Genomic DNA, 13680 nt, shown 5'->3' with positions numbered 1-13680 from the left:
CGCTGCCGCTCGCACGGTACCTGGCTCAACAGCACGTGCATTGGAATTCGCATACGCCCCGGACCGGCAGTCTGTCGGCCGTGGCGCCCAGGAAAGGGTCTGCGCATCATGTCCGAAACCACTACAGCGGCCACCGAGTTGGCCTCCCAGTACAGCGCACAGGTGACCGGCGACCTTGAGCACAACCTCAAGGAGCAGGAACGCCTCAGCGGCGAGATCCAGGATCTGCGGCAGCAACTGGCCGCCCTGGAGCAGGACCACACCGTCCTGCTGAAAATCCAGCAGGCCCTCGCTCTCCCGGCGTCGCCCGCCGCGCCCGAACCCGAGTCCGAGTCCGGCCCGTCGGAACCCTCGTCCGCCGCGCCCGAATCCCGGTCCGCCGCGCCCGAACGCACATCCGTCGCGGCGGTGCCTGCGCCCCGCAAGAAGACTGCAGCCAAGTCGGGCGGCGCGAGCAAGCGGGCGAGGGCCAAGAAGTCCCCCGCTCCGCAGCGGGAGAGGGCCGGCAGGAAGAGCGCCGCGCCGGAGACTGCCTCGCCGTCGGCGCTGCCCACGCTCGTCGACCTGGTCCGCGGGCACCTGGCGGACCAGGTCGAACCCCGCTCCGCGGCCGAGGTCACCGCTGCGCTCGCCCAGCAGCATCCCGAGCGCGCCGCCAGGACAACCGTCGTACGCAGCACGCTCGAAGGGCTGGTCGCCAGGAACCAGGCCCAGCGCAGCAAGCAGGGGACGTCCGTCTTCTACACCGCCTCCGACCCGGCCGAGCCGGTCACGGACGCCGGGCAGAGCCCCGACTCCCCCTGACGGGTGCCCGCGACCGGCCGCTGGTCCCGGCGGCTCGGCCACCCATCGCCCGGCCCATCGCGCCGCCCGACGGACATGGGCGCTGCCCGGGTCCTGCTGTCGTCAGGGAGTGACGGTCACCCTTCTCCAGGCGGCTGCCCCGGCGAAGGGTGACCGACATCAGGTCGCTGGGTGCGTCCAGTTCCAGGCGGTGCCATCGGCCGCGAGGAACGATCACGGCCGTGCCCGGCGTCAGCTGCACCATCTCCTCGGTACCGTCGGGGGTGATGGGGCGGAAGTAGAGGCGCAGGCCGCCGGTCAGACAGCACACGGCCTCCTCGCCCTCGGGGTGAATCTCCCAGTGGTCGGCATGAACGTCGGCGTCGGTCTCCACATGGAAGGCCGCCATCTGCCAGGCGTCGAAGTCGTCGCCCGCCATCCGTCGTTCGCCTGCTCGGACGTCGCCGCCGGGGTGGAAGTGCATCGCGGAGGCGAACAGGTCGACGGGGGTTGTCGTCACGGTCGTGTCCCTTCGAGGTGGTGGTGCGCACGGGTGCCGGTGCGGACGGCTGGTGCGGCGGACAGGCGGCGGGGCAGGGCGCCGATGGCGACGGCGGCTGCGAGGACGAAGAGAACGGCGCTCACCGCCAGGCCCAGGGCGTACCCGTCGCTCAGCGCGGCGCGGCCGGTGGCCGAGCCGGTGCGATGTGCGGCGACTGTGGCAAGGACGGCCAGGCCCACGCAACCGCCCAGCTGGCGGGAGCTGTTGAAGACTCCGGAAGCCATCCCGGCCTCGCCGGGTGCCACACCGGTGGTCGCGGCGGCGGCGATCGGGGCCAGCACCAGTCCGGCTCCGACGCTCGTGACGAGGGACGGGCCGAGCACATCGGTGAGGAACCCGCCGTGCGGGCTGATGAGGGAGAACCAGGCCAGACCCGCCGTGGCCAGCAGGGCGCCCGGCACCAGACAGGCTCGGGGGCCGCGGGCGGCGGTGAGACGGGTCGCGACGACGCTACCGACGACCAGCCCCGCGGAGAAGGGCAGGAATCCGGCACCGGTCGCCGCGGCGCCCATGCCCAGGACCTGCTGCATGTACAGGGACACGAAGTAGAACGCCGTGAACTGGCCGGCCGCGGCCAGGAACACCAGTGCGTTCGCGCCGGCCACCCAGCGGCTGCGGAGCAGGCCCGGGCGCAACAGCGGTGAGGTCGTGCGCGATTCGGCGTAGGCGAAGGCGGCGAGCAGTACGACCGAGCCCGCAAGGCTCCCCCATGTCGCGGGCGACCCCCACCCGACTGCGTCCGTGCGCACGACACCGAACACCAGGAGCCCGACGCCGCTGGTCGCGAAGACCGCGCCGAGCACGTCCAGCCGTTCACCCCGCGCGAGTCGGGCAGCGTCGGCGGGAGTGGCGCAGACCAGGGCGAGGGCCACCGCCACGATGGGCACGTTGATCAGCATGACCCAGCGCCAGCCCGCGTACTCGGTCAGCAGCCCGCCGGCGAGCACGCCCAGCGCGCCGCCCGCCGCGTTCACCGCGCTCCAGACCCCGAGCGCACGTACGCGCCGGGGGCCCTCCGGGAACGTGGTGGTGATCATCGCCAGCGCGGCGGGGGCGGCCGCGGCGGCACCCAGGCCCTGGCCGGCACGGGCGGCCACCAACTGCCAGGGGGCCTGGGCCAGTCCGCCCGCGAGCGAGCACAGCCCGAAGACGGACAGGCCCAGCACGAGCAGTCGGCGCCGGCCGTACAGGTCGCAGGTCCTGCCGCCCAGCAGCAGGAACCCGCCGAAGGTGAGCGCGTAGATGTGTACGACCCACGACAGGTCCAGTGGGGCGAATCCCAGCCCGGCACGGATCGCGGGGAGTGCGACGTTGACCACTGCCATGTCCAGGGCGGCGACGAACTGGGCCACGGCCGCAGCCGCCAGCACGGTTCCGGGCCGCCCCTCTAAGTTTTTATACATGTAAGAAAACTAGCGTGCGCCGATCCTCGTTGTCGACACCTGAGGGATGATGGGGGGCATGTCGCAACCGTCCGCACCGCGCAAGTCCCCTGGCCGGCCCGCCCGCATCTCACGCGAGGAGATCATCGAGACAGGCCGCCGCATCGCGACCGAGGAGGGCGTGGACCGGCTGACCATGCGGCGGTTGGCCAAGGAGGTCGGCACCACGCCGATGGCGCTCTACCACCACGTCCGGGACAAGGAGGAGCTGCTCGTCCTGCTGCTGGACGACTACGCCACGCGGGCCTTCCGCCGCCCCGAGCTGCCCGCCGATCCCCACGAGCGGATCGTCGTCGCAGCAGTGGCGATCCATGAGGTGCTCGCGGCCTGCCCCTGGATCGTGGAGGTGCTGACCGCGGACGACCTGATGTCCACGTCCGCACTGTGGTTCGTCGAGCAGATCGTCGACGGGCTGGTGGAGTGCGGACTGGCACCCGAGCGGGCGGTGCACGGCTACCGCGCGATCTGGTACTACACGGCCGGCGAGATCGTGGTCCGTACGGCGGCGGCCCGACGGCGCGCGGCCGACGAGCGTCCGACCTACCGGGAGCAGGTCTTCGCCGGGATCGACCCGGGCGAGTATCCCCGGCTGGCGCAAGTGGCCGACCGCTGGGCGCCCCTGACTGCCGAGGACACCTACCTGGTCCAGCTGCGCGCTCTGGTGGAGGGGCTTCTCATCACCCGGTGATCCGCAGGCACTTCGCTCACATCCGTTGATCCGGGCATGTACCTCGCACACGGTGATGTGGCGCGTGGCCTGGTGGCGCACCGCGCCGCCGGAGCCCGGTCAGGCTTCGGCGGCGCTCTTCATGTCACGGGCCCCTGTGTTGGGCCGGGCAGCGCTCCGCCGTACTCAGCGCTCGCCGCGACGGTCCAGAAGACCGGTGATCTGCGGGCGGACGACCTCCCAGGCGGCGGCCGGCAGGTCACCCAGCGCCGTTGCGCGCAGCGCCTCAAGAGTCCCGGCGCAATCGGCGGCACAGGCGGTGGTTGCGCTGACCACTTCGTAGCCGTCGCGCACGGCGACGCGGACGCGGTCGCCTCCGGCGCCGCCGTCGCGATCGCCGTGACCTTCACCGTCGCCGGAGTGCAGTGCCGAGGTGACGACGAGGGGCGGCGGCCCGCCCGCCTCAGCCGGAAGCTTGCGGTACGCGGAGGCGATCGGCTCCCGCCAGTGGAGAGCGAGCAGCACGGGCCGCTTGGCCACGACCTCGGCCAGATCCGTCTCGTGGACGCCCTCGGCGTCGAGTACCGTCGCGCGGGCGTCCAGGACAAGTGCCGCGGGCAGCAGGCAGCGAAGGGTGCTGCCGACGATGTTCCCCCCGACGGTCGCCGCCCGCCGCACGGCCCCGGTACCCACCGTGGCGGCCGCCAGGCGCAGCACGTCGGGCACGCGGTCGTCGATCCGGCTCAGGATCACGGCCGCGCCCACCGTGCCCGACCTGATGACGTTGGCCTCCGGCAACTCGCGCAGGGACACGGCCAGTTCGGGAAAGCCGTCCCGCTGCCACGTGGCCCACACGAGCGTGGCCCCGCCGATCGGCACGGCCCCTTCGGCCAGACACTCCTGCGCTTCGGACATGGATGTGGGCAGACGCAGATGCACGGCGACTGACCTGCCTTTCTGGGGAGTCGGACAGTGGGGAGACGGCACCCGGGCCATCTGCCCGCCGACTGGGCAGTCTTCTCGCACGGGCGGGGGCGCGTACAGGGCTCACGCGAGCATGCGGCACGCCGTCGGCGCGCACGCCCCCTGCACCCCGGCCGTTCTCCGGCTCCCCAGCCGGTTAACGCCTCCCACCTGCGCGTCGCGGCAGTCGGCAGTCTCCCCGTCCAGGGCGAGACACCTCGATGCACCTCGGTCTCGGAGCCGCCGGGTCAACGCTGCGGCCGGTGCAGGGCGTGGGCGTCCGCGAAGTCCCATACCACCGGGAGGAGTTGGTCGGGCGTCTCCGTCTGGGGCATGTGGCCCGTGCCGTGCAGCAGACGGAACTCCGCTCCGGGGACGGCCTTCGCATAGGCCCGCCCGTAGTCGGCGTCCACGACCCGGTCGCTCGCGCCCCACGCGACGAGGGCCGGGTGGGCGACCTTGGCCAGGCGGTCGGGCAGGGTCGGGTCAGCCATCGCGTGCGGGCCCGAATAGACCTGCAGCGTGGCGCGGTTGGCGGCCGCGACCGCACGCTGTGCCTCGGACAGCTTGGTGGGGTCGAAGCGGAACTTGGACGGGTCGTGGAAGGAGAGGCGGGACAGTTCGACCGGGGTGAGTCCGAAGGTGTCGGCGATCGGGTGGCCGGGGACGGGGATGCCCACCGCGTTGACCAGGATGACGCTGCCGATCCGGTCGCTGCCCAGTGCGGCCAGCTCCGCCGCGATCCAGCCGCCTATGGAGTTGCCGACGACGGTGACGTCCCGCAGGCGAAGGTCATCGAGCAACTGCGCGTAGCAGCGGGCCAGGGTCGTGACGTCGGTCAGCCATGCCGGCCGGGTGGTGCCGTCGAATCCGGGGTGGACGGGGGTGAACACTCTGGCCGGCCGCTGGTCGGCCAGGAGCCCGGCGAACCCGGTGACGGTCTGCGGGCCGGCCCCTCCGTGCAGGAGCAGGAAGGGATGCCCCTGAGTACCTCCGTGGAGGTCGACGGTGATGTCGAGGGTGCCCTGGTCGAGTGTGAGGGTGTGGGTGCTGCGAGCCATTCGATGCTCCTTAAGTGATCCGCGTGGCCGGCCGGCGGACCGTCACGCGTAGTCGGTTGCGGGGACGGTGGCGTAGCGGCTCATCACCGCGGCGGTCGATTCCGGGGTCAGTTCCCGGCCGCCGGCGATCATGTTCCGGAGGTCCCGGAAGTACTGCACGTACAGGTCGGGGGTGAAGGTGTTCAGGATCACCGCCGGCTCGTCTCCGGGGTTGGCGAAGGTGTGCGGGGCACCCGGCGGGATCATCGCGAGCGTGCCGGCCGGGGCCACGTGGGTCGTGTCGCCGACGGTGAAGTGCACGGTGCCGGACACGACGTAGAACCCCTCGTCGTGCTGGGCGTGGCGGTGCTGCGGCGGGCCCTGGGTGTGTGGGGCGAGGGTGATCTCTCCGATACCGAGGCGGTGCCCGGTGGTGCTGCCGTCCTCAAGGATGCGCATCTGCGTGGGGCCCAGCCGGATCGTCTCGCCGCCGTCCGGGCCGACCACGGAAACCCTTGTCATGACTGCCTCCTTCGTGAGAGCCGACTCTCATGAGAGTACGGAGGGCCGACCTCTTCATGCAAGTCCACTCTCACGATGAGTGTCGACTGCTATGATGTTATTGAGTGGACAGAAGGAGAGCTCTTCGATGAAGGCGCAGGTCGGCACCGGTCGCACCAACCAGAAGCAGCGCACGCGCACGGCCATCGTGGCGGCCGCCCGTGAACTCATCACCACGGGAGCCGACGTGACCATGCCCGCGATCGCCCGGGCGGCCCTGGTGTCGGAGGCCACCGCCTACCGGTACTTCCCCGACCTCCCCTCGCTGATCAGCGAAGCCCTGGCCGGAGCCTGGCCGCCTCCCGCCGAGGCCTTCGCCCCCCTGGGGGACTGCCCCGATCCGGTCCGGCGCGTCGCCTTCGCCTGCGAGTTCCTGCTCCGGGGAGTGCTCGCCCGGCAGGGGGCGGTGCGAGCGATGATCGCGGCCACCGTCACCCGGCCCGACACCGCCCACGCCCGCCCTGGCATTCGCTTCGGACTGATCGAGCACGCGCTCCTCCCCCTCGAAGGCACGCTCGGGGCGACGGACCCGGCAGCACTGGCCCAGCTCAAGCGGGACTTGGCGCTGGTCGTGAGTGCCGAGGCGCTCTTCACCCTGACCGACCTGTGCCGACTGGGCCCCGACGAGGCCATCGCCAGCGCCGTACGCACCGCGACCACCCTGACCGAGGCCGCCGTACGGGCCGCCGGGTGAGGCGCGTCAGCGGCCGCCGCGAGCCGGGACCGGGGTGACGTCAGGGTGCACCGAGGGCATCGGCATCACCGAGGACACTGACGTCACCGACGGGATCGAGGTCACCGACGGACCGGCAGCTCGTCCGGTCGACGCTCGGCGGGGCGCTTCCTCGACCGTGGCCCTCAAGCCCCGGTAGCGGGCTCGGCCTGCTGGCCGACTGCCCCTCGGGTGAGCAGCAGGAGGGCGTCGACCAGGTCGTCCGCGGGGCTGCCCGTCGCCAGACGGCGTAGTTGCAGCCCCATCACGAGAGCGACCGTAGTGGCCGCCAGACGCTCGGCGTCCGGGACGCCCAGGGCGGTGAGGATCCGGGCGGCGAGCCGGTCGTAGGCCCGGAACGCCTCCGCCGCCGCTTCCCTCAGCCGTTCGTCGCGCCCGGCGTGGAGGTACAGCTCGAAGGGCGCGAGATGGGCACTGTCGAGTGCCGTGCCGCACGCGACCTGACCGGCCAGGGAGGCCGCGTCCTCGACGTCGATGCCCTCGGTCTGGCACTGGTCCGCCAGCTCGGTGAAGTGCCGTGCCTCCTCACGGACGAAGTGCAGCAGGCTCTCGCGCAGCAGGTCGTGCTGGGTCTCGAAGTGGTAGGTGACCGAGCCGAGCGAGACTCCGGCTTCCTTGGCGATCCTGCGGTTGGTGACCGCCGCCACGCCGTCCTCGCCGATGATCTGCAGGACAGCTGTGATGATGCGCTGGCGCGTCGTCGCGGAGGGGGCGTCGTTCGGCATACCGTTCATTGTCCCAGCCCGGCGTCGGCCGTCGTCAGGCGGGTAATGCACTTCGACGCCACTGTCGTTGCCGGTCACGGCTCTCCCCGCCCCACCGGTCACCCCCTCGCCGGACAGAACGCCGTCACCGGACGGCCACCACCACATGACTGTCGCCGTACTGCCAGACGGAGCCGGCGTGCGCGAAGCCCGAATGCCGCAGCATCCGCAGGTGTGCGGACAGGGGCAGACCCACGGTGCCGTCGGCCGGGGCCGCCGGCTGCCGGCAGCTGCGTTCGGCGAGGAGGTCGGCCAGTTCGGGGTCCTCGGCGACGGCCGTCCACCAGGAGATCCAGTCCTCGTGGGCGAAGGCCCGCTGCCGCTCCGCCCGGCGGTGTCCGACGCACCGGGCGAACGGGCCCAGTACGGCGTCCGTCTGGGGAAGGTGGTCGCCGTTGACCAGGACGCCGCCGGGCCGCAACAGGGACGCCAACTCGCGGTAGGTGCGGCACAGGACGTCCGGGCTCAGGTAGTGCAGGGCCGTCGTCGACACGGCCGCGTCCAGGGGACGGTCAAGACCCAGGGCCGCGGTCCAGCCCGGTGCTCCGATCTCGGTGTCGACGTAGCGGGCGGCATCCGCATGGTGGGTACGGGCCAGTTCCAGCAGCAGCGGGTCGCGGTCCACGGCCACGATGTCCGTGTCCGGCAGCCGCCGGGCGAGCCGCGCCGCCAGCGAGCCGGGGCCGCAGCCGAGGTCCGCGACGAGGGGACGTTCCGGGCACCCGGCGGTGCTGTGCTCGACGACATCGGCGATGACCGTGAAGCGCTCCTCCCGGTCGACGGCATACCGTTGCTGCTGGCGTTCCCAGCGCTCCACCCACCGCTCGGCCGCCGCCAGGCTCAGCCCCATCCGGTCGTCCCACCTTGCCGTCTCGCACCAGCGCTCTCGTCCTCGGCGCCGACCCTACAGGCGGAAACGGTTTCCATTACATGTCCGCCGGGCCATGTCACCCCAAGGTGGTGAGGACGGACAACAGGCGTTCGATCTCCTCGAAGCTGTTGTACACGTGCAGACTCACCCGCACCGAGCCGCTCTTCTCCCCCGCGCTGCCCTGACAGTGGCTGTCGGACCGGACCATGAAGCCGTGGCTGAAGAGAATGAAGCCGAGGTCTCCCGAGTCGATGCCGCGGTGCCGGAAGGTGACGATGCCCCGCCGCCGCTGTACGGGCGAGTCGGCCGCGAGGCTCGTTCGGCAGCCGAGAACCTCGTAGGCGTCGAGGCGGCGCAGCCCGTCGGTGAGCCGGGCCGCCAGCCCCACCGTCCACTGGTCGATCCGCTCGGTCCCGGCTGTCTCCAGCCAGTCCAGCGCGGCGGCCAGAGACGCGATGCCGACGGTGTTGGGCGTGCCGGGCCAGCCGCCGGGGGTGAACGCCGGTCCGCGCGCCTGGCGCGCCCAGACCGCCCCCGATCCGGGCAGGGCCATGGCCTTGTGTCCCGAGAAGACGAGGAAGTCGACGTCCAGGGCGGCCAGGTCCACCGGCAGATGACCGACGCTCTGGGCGGCGTCCAGACAGATCACGGCGTCCGGTCCGACCGCCCGGCGTATGCGGTGGACGTTCATGTCGCCGCCGTAGACGTGGTGGACGTGGGTGACGGCGACCCATCTGGTGCGGGGCCCGGCGATCTCGGCCAGCACGGTGTGGTCGTAGTCGCCCGAGGACCGCTGGTACGGCATGGGCAGGACCGAGACGTGGACGCCCTCACGGGCCAGGTGCTGACGGGCCTCCAGCCAGGGCGAGATGTTGGCCTGGTGGTCCGCGACGGGGACGACGATCTCGTCCCCGTCGGCCAGGAACCGGGGCAGCCAGTCCCGGGCGATGGTGCGCAGCCCCTCGGTGGCGCCACTGGTGAAATGCACGGCGGACTGCCCGGGGGCCGGGTCGTGCAGGAACTGCTTGACCCGGTCACGGGTCTGCTCGACCAGGCTCGTGGTCCGGTTGGCCCAGGTGTAGGTGCCGCGCCCGGCGTTGGCGTTGGACGTGGTCAGATAGGTCTGGACGGCGTCGAGCACCGCCCGTGGCTTCTGGGCGGTGGCCGCACTGTCCAGGTAGGCCAGGTCGGGGTGCCCGGTGATGATCGGGAACTGGGCACGCAGATCCTTGTGCCACGCCCTCAGCTCATCCGCTGTGGCTGCGCAGTCGGGTGCGGTCACGGCGCTCAGTCCCGTACCAGAGGCGCGCCCGCGTCACGCCAGGCGATGATGCCGCCGGTCAGGCTGCGTACCTCCGGGTGCCCCATCCGGGTCAGCAGCGCGGCGTAGCGGGCGGACTGCTCACCGACCGGGCAGGCGAGCAGCACCGGGCGGCTGCGGCTGAAGGGCAGGCCGCCGTGGAGCAGTTCCTCGAAGAGCGTGTCGACGACGTTGACCGATCCGTCGATGTGCAGGGCGGCGTAGGCGGAGGGGCTGCGCAGGTCGACGACGAGCGGCCGGCCGGTGGCGATCCACGCCTGGGCCCCGGCGACGTCGACGGCGGGGGCGGCGCGTACCTCGGCCTCGGACAGGTCGGCCGGCGCGTTCGTGCGCGGCGGGCGGCCGAACAGGTCGGGGCGCCGCCTGCGGATGTAGCTCAGATAGCTCTCGACCCGGTCGCAGACGATGAAGACAGCCGACTGACGTTCCGTCAACTCACTGTCCACCGTGATCAGTTGGCGTACGGCGCCGAAGTAGGCGGCTCCCCCGGTCGGACCGGCCAGGATGCCGCAGCGGCGGTTGAGGGTCAGCATGCCCTCGATCGCGTCGTCGGCGCTCACCGCGTCGATCGCGTCGTAGGTGCCGGGGTCGAACAGCCCCACCTCGTGGGCCTCGTCGATGGTGCGGATGCCGGGGATGAAGTCGGACTTGGCCGCGACCAGTCCGACGACCCGTACGGCGGGGTCGTGTTCGCGCAGGACGCGAGCGACGCCGGTCGAGGATCCGGCGGTGCCCACGCAGGCGATGAACCAGTCCGGTGCGCGGCCCTCCAGGTCCTTGACGATCTCCGGTCCGGTGCCGGTGAGATGCGCCTCGGTGTTGCGCGGGTTGAAGTACTGGTCGGTGTGCAGATAGGTGCTGCCGGGTTCGGAGAGCGCGCGGTGGAAGAGGGTCAGCGGGTCGTCGGTGGCGGTGGGGTCGAGGCATTCGCTCTGGCCGGGCAGTTCCTCGATCTCCGCGCCGAGCAGCAGCAGGAGGTCCTTGATCTCCGGGATGCGCATCCGGTTGGTGACGCTCTTGAAGCCGAGGCCGTGCATCCCCGCGAGTACGGCCAGGGCCTTGGCGGTGTTGCCGCTGGACAGCTCCACGACCTGGCGGCCGCTGTCGCCGGCGCCGGCGAGGTGGGGGCGCGCCATGTTCCAGGCGGCTCGGTCCTTGACCGATCCGAACGGGTTGAGCAGCTCCAGCTTGGCGTACAGATCGATGTGCCGCAGACCGTGCACGGCCGGGTCGATGCGCACCAGCGGCGTGTTGCCGATGGCGTCGGTGATGCTGTCGTACCTCACTGCGCTCCCCCCACGGAAGTGGTCGGCCAGTATTGATCGTCCAGGCACCACCGCCATGAGCCGCCGTCCTGCCAGGCGGCGATCTTGCGGCCCACGGGCTGGTGCTGGGCACGGGTGGCGTGGAAGTCCATGCAGTAGCCGGCGGTGTTCGTGAAGGCCATCAGGTCGCCCGGCTCGGGCCGGCGGGGCAGGAAGACGGTCCGTCGCGTGATGAGGTCCGCCTCCAGGCACAGGCTGCCGAAGAGATGGACGGCGACCGGGTGCGGACCGGGGCCCGGGCGGGTCGCCTCCCGTGGGAGGACGACCGGGTCCACGAGCACCCCGTGGTCCTCCAGGGCGATGTCGTCGGCCTTGGCCTCCAGCCGTACGAGGAGTTCCCCGCCGGCCTGCTGGGTGCGCACCTCCAGCACTCTGGCGAGCGTGAGCCCGCACTGGTCCACCAGCGCCCTCCCGGGTTCGGTGTGCAGGTCGTAGAGGTGCTCCAGCAGCAGGGCGGCCAGCGGCCGGCCTCCGAAGGACGCTGCGGGGCTGGCGAGCAGTTCGTCGAGGTAGCGGGCTCCGGCGACCGGACGGTGGGCCGGGTAGAGCCCGAGCGACCCGCGCAGCGTGCCGCCCTCGTTGCGCAGTCCGTAGCCGTGGCCGCCCCAGGCCAGCGGCGGACGGGTGCCGAGGACCGCGGCGGTCAGCTCCGTCGTGTACCGCTCCCACTGCCCGCCGTCGGCGACGTACCCGACGCCGAACCCGCCGCCCACGTCCACGGCCGACGGCCGCAGTCCGCGGCTTCGGCACTCCTCCAGCACGCGCAGGCAGCCTTCGAGCGCCGCAGCCTTCTCGTCGAGACTGGTGGTGTCCAGGTGAAAGGCCACGCCGACCAGGTCGACGACGTCCCGGTGGCGTTCGACGGCATCCAGGAGCGACGCCGACTCACGCGCGGGCGAGCCGAAACGGCTGCGCCGGCTCAGGATCCGCACACCGGCGGTCTCGAACCCCGACAGCCGCAACAGGATGCGGCAGGGGGGCAGTGCGTGGCGCCGCACCACCGCGGCCAGGTGCGCCAGCTCGCCCGGGCTGTCGATGCCGACCGTGACGGACGTGCGGGCGGCCAGCCAGAGGAACTCCGGGTTCTTCGGGCCGGTTGCGGTGATGCGGTCGGGGGTGAGGCCGGCGCCGAGGGCGTGCTGCAGTTCTCCCAGCGAGGCGACGTCCACGCCGGCGTCCGTGGCGGCCAGCCGCCTCAGCAGGGCACTGGACCGGTTGGCCTTGTGGGCGAAGAATATCTGGCCGGACAGGCGATGGCTGCGGTACACCGACCGGAACCGCTGCAGATTGTCGGCGATCTGGTCGGGTACGACCACATGGAGCGGCGAGCCGAGGGCATCGATGAGCGTGTGCAGCAGCCCGGGCGAGTCGAGCAGCGACCGCAGCCGCTCTTCCAGCCGCGGTTCGAGGTACAGGGGCTGGACGCCCATGCCCGGTGCCCTCCCCCCGTGCCCAGGCCCGGCATCCCGGGCCCAGCCGACCGCTCCCCGCAGTTCGGCGTATCCCTTCCCCTCCGGGATCGCTTTACGCCCTGTACATCCCGCGGTGGGCGGTACCTCGGCTGTTCTCGGCACATCCGGGGACCGGACCTTGACCTTCGCCCCTGCGACGGTGCACCGGGCGGCAGCGGCTCGATCGGCGCCGCGTGGCGCTCGAAGACTCCGTACGCCGGCTGCGCGCGGCCCACGTCATCGCGGCCGACACCGGTTCCAGCTCGCCCGCGTTCCGTCCACGCGCCGACGTGGTGACGGTACGACCGGTGAGGCGGGCTTCGCTAGAACGGCACGTGGTCCGGTGCGGGGCTCGACGCCACGACGCCGTCGAGCACCCGGTCCCGGAGCCGCACCACGAGCCCCTCGATCGCCTTGACCAGAGCCACGACGACATGCTCCGGCTCCCCGGCGGCGACCGCGGCCTCGGCATCCTCCAGCAGCCGGAGGGCGTCACCCGCAAGTTCGGCGCGCACGGCGCGTTCCTGTTCGCTGCAACCGGCCAAGCACTCGGGCCCGAGAGCAATGGCCAGGCCTTCCAACTGGGCGCGGGAGCAGACGAGTTGTTCCATCACTGCTTCAAGCCGTTCTGACAGCACGCTTCCTGAACGACCCAACCCCCACCGAGGTCACAGATCGCAGGAATGCCCTCTGCGGTCTTCTCGGGCGGCAGCGAAATTCAGCTGTGACGCACGGACGCGGCACGGTGCCTTCCGGTCGGAAATCAGCCATTGACGACGCCGGGTATCCGGTAACGCGATCCCGCAACCTACCTGCCAACAGGGGAAGTTCACTTCCCCGGCACGAGCGTTGAGCCAAAGACAATGATGTCTCTCAGCAGGGCGCGGCGGATGTGGCACCGTGACCCGAGTCACTATGATCGGGTCCCAAGACAATCATTCGACCGGCCCCATGGTGAATGCCGGTCGGGGTCGCCGATGCCAGGGTCCGCTCCCCGGGCGGCGGTGATCTTCCCATCCAGGAGGACCCCCGAATGTTCCGACGTATTGGAACAGCCGTCGTCCGTCATCCCATCTGGACGATCGTGGCTTGGTTAATCGCAGCGGTGGCGATCGTCGCCACGGCTCCGAGCCTTCCCTCGAACAGTGACGAGAGCAGCTTCCTGCCCAAGAGTTACGAGTCCATCAAAGCGGCCAC

At 71.5% G+C, this 13680-nt stretch carries 13 protein-coding genes and 1 pseudogene; 3 read left to right on the top strand and 11 right to left on the bottom strand.

Annotation, left to right across the window (positions count from 1 at the left end):
* Positions 1–108 precede the first annotated feature (108 nt).
* Positions 109–804, top strand: coding sequence for a hypothetical protein (locus ACFZCP_RS44715; protein ID WP_391442692.1), 696 nt, complete (start codon positions 109–111; stop codon positions 802–804).
* Between the two features lie 121 nt (positions 805–925).
* Here the strand turns inward: ACFZCP_RS44715 and ACFZCP_RS44710 are convergent.
* Together ACFZCP_RS44710 and ACFZCP_RS44705 are read right to left on the bottom strand one after the other, a co-directional pair.
* Positions 926–1303 (bottom strand): annotated as a pseudogene (locus ACFZCP_RS44710) (cupin); the annotation flags it as partial.
* Complete coding sequence (locus ACFZCP_RS44705) at positions 1300–2748, bottom strand: MFS transporter (protein WP_391442689.1); 1449 nt, start codon at positions 2746–2748, stop codon at positions 1300–1302. The pseudogene ACFZCP_RS44710 and the gene ACFZCP_RS44705, both read right to left, overlap by 4 nt.
* Positions 2749–2806: 58 nt before the next feature.
* On the opposite strand from ACFZCP_RS44705, the gene ACFZCP_RS44700 reads away from it, so the two are divergent.
* A complete protein-coding gene (locus ACFZCP_RS44700; RefSeq protein ID WP_391442687.1) occupies positions 2807–3475 on the top strand; it encodes a TetR family transcriptional regulator in 669 nt (222 codons plus the stop codon).
* A gap of 165 nt (positions 3476–3640) precedes the next feature.
* On the opposite strand, the gene ACFZCP_RS44695 is transcribed toward ACFZCP_RS44700, so the two are convergent.
* From ACFZCP_RS44695 to ACFZCP_RS44685, 3 genes are all read right to left on the bottom strand, one after another.
* Entirely contained in the window at positions 3641–4369 is a 729-nt protein-coding gene (locus tag ACFZCP_RS44695) for an FAD binding domain-containing protein (RefSeq protein ID WP_391442685.1), read from the bottom strand.
* Positions 4370–4665: 296 nt separating this feature from the next.
* Positions 4666–5478, bottom strand: a complete 813-nt coding sequence (locus ACFZCP_RS44690) for an alpha/beta fold hydrolase (protein ID WP_391442683.1) — start codon at positions 5476–5478, stop codon at positions 4666–4668.
* A gap of 42 nt (positions 5479–5520) precedes the next feature.
* Positions 5521–5979, bottom strand: coding sequence for a cupin domain-containing protein (locus ACFZCP_RS44685; RefSeq protein WP_391442680.1), 459 nt, complete (start codon positions 5977–5979; stop codon positions 5521–5523).
* A 127-nt stretch (positions 5980–6106) separates the two neighbouring features.
* Here ACFZCP_RS44685 and ACFZCP_RS44680 point away from each other — a divergent pair, with 127 nt between their 5' ends.
* Positions 6107–6712: a TetR family transcriptional regulator gene (locus tag ACFZCP_RS44680; RefSeq protein WP_391442678.1), complete on the top strand. Its 606-nt coding sequence runs from the start codon at positions 6107–6109 to the stop codon at positions 6710–6712.
* A 164-nt stretch (positions 6713–6876) separates the two neighbouring features.
* On the opposite strand, the gene ACFZCP_RS44675 is transcribed toward ACFZCP_RS44680, so the two are convergent.
* From ACFZCP_RS44675 to ACFZCP_RS44650, 6 genes are all read right to left on the bottom strand, one after another.
* Entirely contained in the window at positions 6877–7476 is a 600-nt protein-coding gene (locus tag ACFZCP_RS44675; RefSeq protein ID WP_391442676.1) for a TetR family transcriptional regulator, read from the bottom strand.
* A 124-nt stretch (positions 7477–7600) separates the two neighbouring features.
* Complete coding sequence (locus tag ACFZCP_RS44670) at positions 7601–8365, bottom strand: methyltransferase domain-containing protein (protein ID WP_391442673.1); 765 nt, start codon at positions 8363–8365, stop codon at positions 7601–7603.
* A gap of 97 nt (positions 8366–8462) precedes the next feature.
* Complete coding sequence (locus ACFZCP_RS44665) at positions 8463–9677, bottom strand: aminotransferase class V-fold PLP-dependent enzyme (protein ID WP_391442733.1); 1215 nt, start codon at positions 9675–9677, stop codon at positions 8463–8465.
* Positions 9674–10993, bottom strand: a complete 1320-nt coding sequence (locus ACFZCP_RS44660) for a pyridoxal-phosphate dependent enzyme (RefSeq protein WP_391442670.1) — start codon at positions 10991–10993, stop codon at positions 9674–9676. Before ACFZCP_RS44660 ends, ACFZCP_RS44665 begins: the two co-directional genes overlap by 4 nt.
* The gene (locus ACFZCP_RS44655; protein WP_391442668.1) at positions 10990–12462 is read right to left on the bottom strand and encodes an alanine racemase; all 1473 of its coding nucleotides are present in this window, start codon (positions 12460–12462) and stop codon (positions 10990–10992) included. Before ACFZCP_RS44655 ends, ACFZCP_RS44660 begins: the two co-directional genes overlap by 4 nt.
* A gap of 344 nt (positions 12463–12806) precedes the next feature.
* Complete coding sequence (locus tag ACFZCP_RS44650; protein WP_391442666.1) at positions 12807–12998, bottom strand: hypothetical protein; 192 nt, start codon at positions 12996–12998, stop codon at positions 12807–12809.
* Positions 12999–13680 lie beyond the last annotated feature (682 nt).

It is taken from the genome of Streptomyces sp. NPDC007971 (genome assembly GCF_042958635.1).
Lineage (GTDB): Bacteria > Actinomycetota > Actinomycetes > Streptomycetales > Streptomycetaceae > Streptomyces.
Note: the sequence above shows the minus strand (reverse complement) of the source record. Positions and strands in the feature narration are given on the sequence as shown.

Bases quoted from the DNA above. Each gene is read 5' to 3' on its own strand.
- ACFZCP_RS44715 (WP_391442692.1), top strand. From the start codon at position 109: ATGTCCGAAACCACTACAGCGGCCACCGAGTTGGCCTCCCAGTACAGC.
- ACFZCP_RS44705 (WP_391442689.1), bottom strand. From the start codon at position 2,748: ATGTATAAAAACTTAGAGGGGCGGCCCGGAACCGTGCTGGCGGCTGCG.
- ACFZCP_RS44700 (WP_391442687.1), top strand. From the start codon at position 2,807: ATGTCGCAACCGTCCGCACCGCGCAAGTCCCCTGGCCGGCCCGCCCGC.
- ACFZCP_RS44695 (WP_391442685.1), bottom strand. From the start codon at position 4,369: ATGTCCGAAGCGCAGGAGTGTCTGGCCGAAGGGGCCGTGCCGATCGGC.
- ACFZCP_RS44690 (WP_391442683.1), bottom strand. From the start codon at position 5,478: ATGGCTCGCAGCACCCACACCCTCACACTCGACCAGGGCACCCTCGAC.
- ACFZCP_RS44685 (WP_391442680.1), bottom strand. From the start codon at position 5,979: ATGACAAGGGTTTCCGTGGTCGGCCCGGACGGCGGCGAGACGATCCGG.
- ACFZCP_RS44680 (WP_391442678.1), top strand. From the start codon at position 6,107: ATGAAGGCGCAGGTCGGCACCGGTCGCACCAACCAGAAGCAGCGCACG.
- ACFZCP_RS44675 (WP_391442676.1), bottom strand. From the start codon at position 7,476: ATGCCGAACGACGCCCCCTCCGCGACGACGCGCCAGCGCATCATCACA.
- ACFZCP_RS44670 (WP_391442673.1), bottom strand. From the start codon at position 8,365: ATGGGGCTGAGCCTGGCGGCGGCCGAGCGGTGGGTGGAGCGCTGGGAA.
- ACFZCP_RS44655 (WP_391442668.1), bottom strand. From the start codon at position 12,462: ATGGGCGTCCAGCCCCTGTACCTCGAACCGCGGCTGGAAGAGCGGCTG.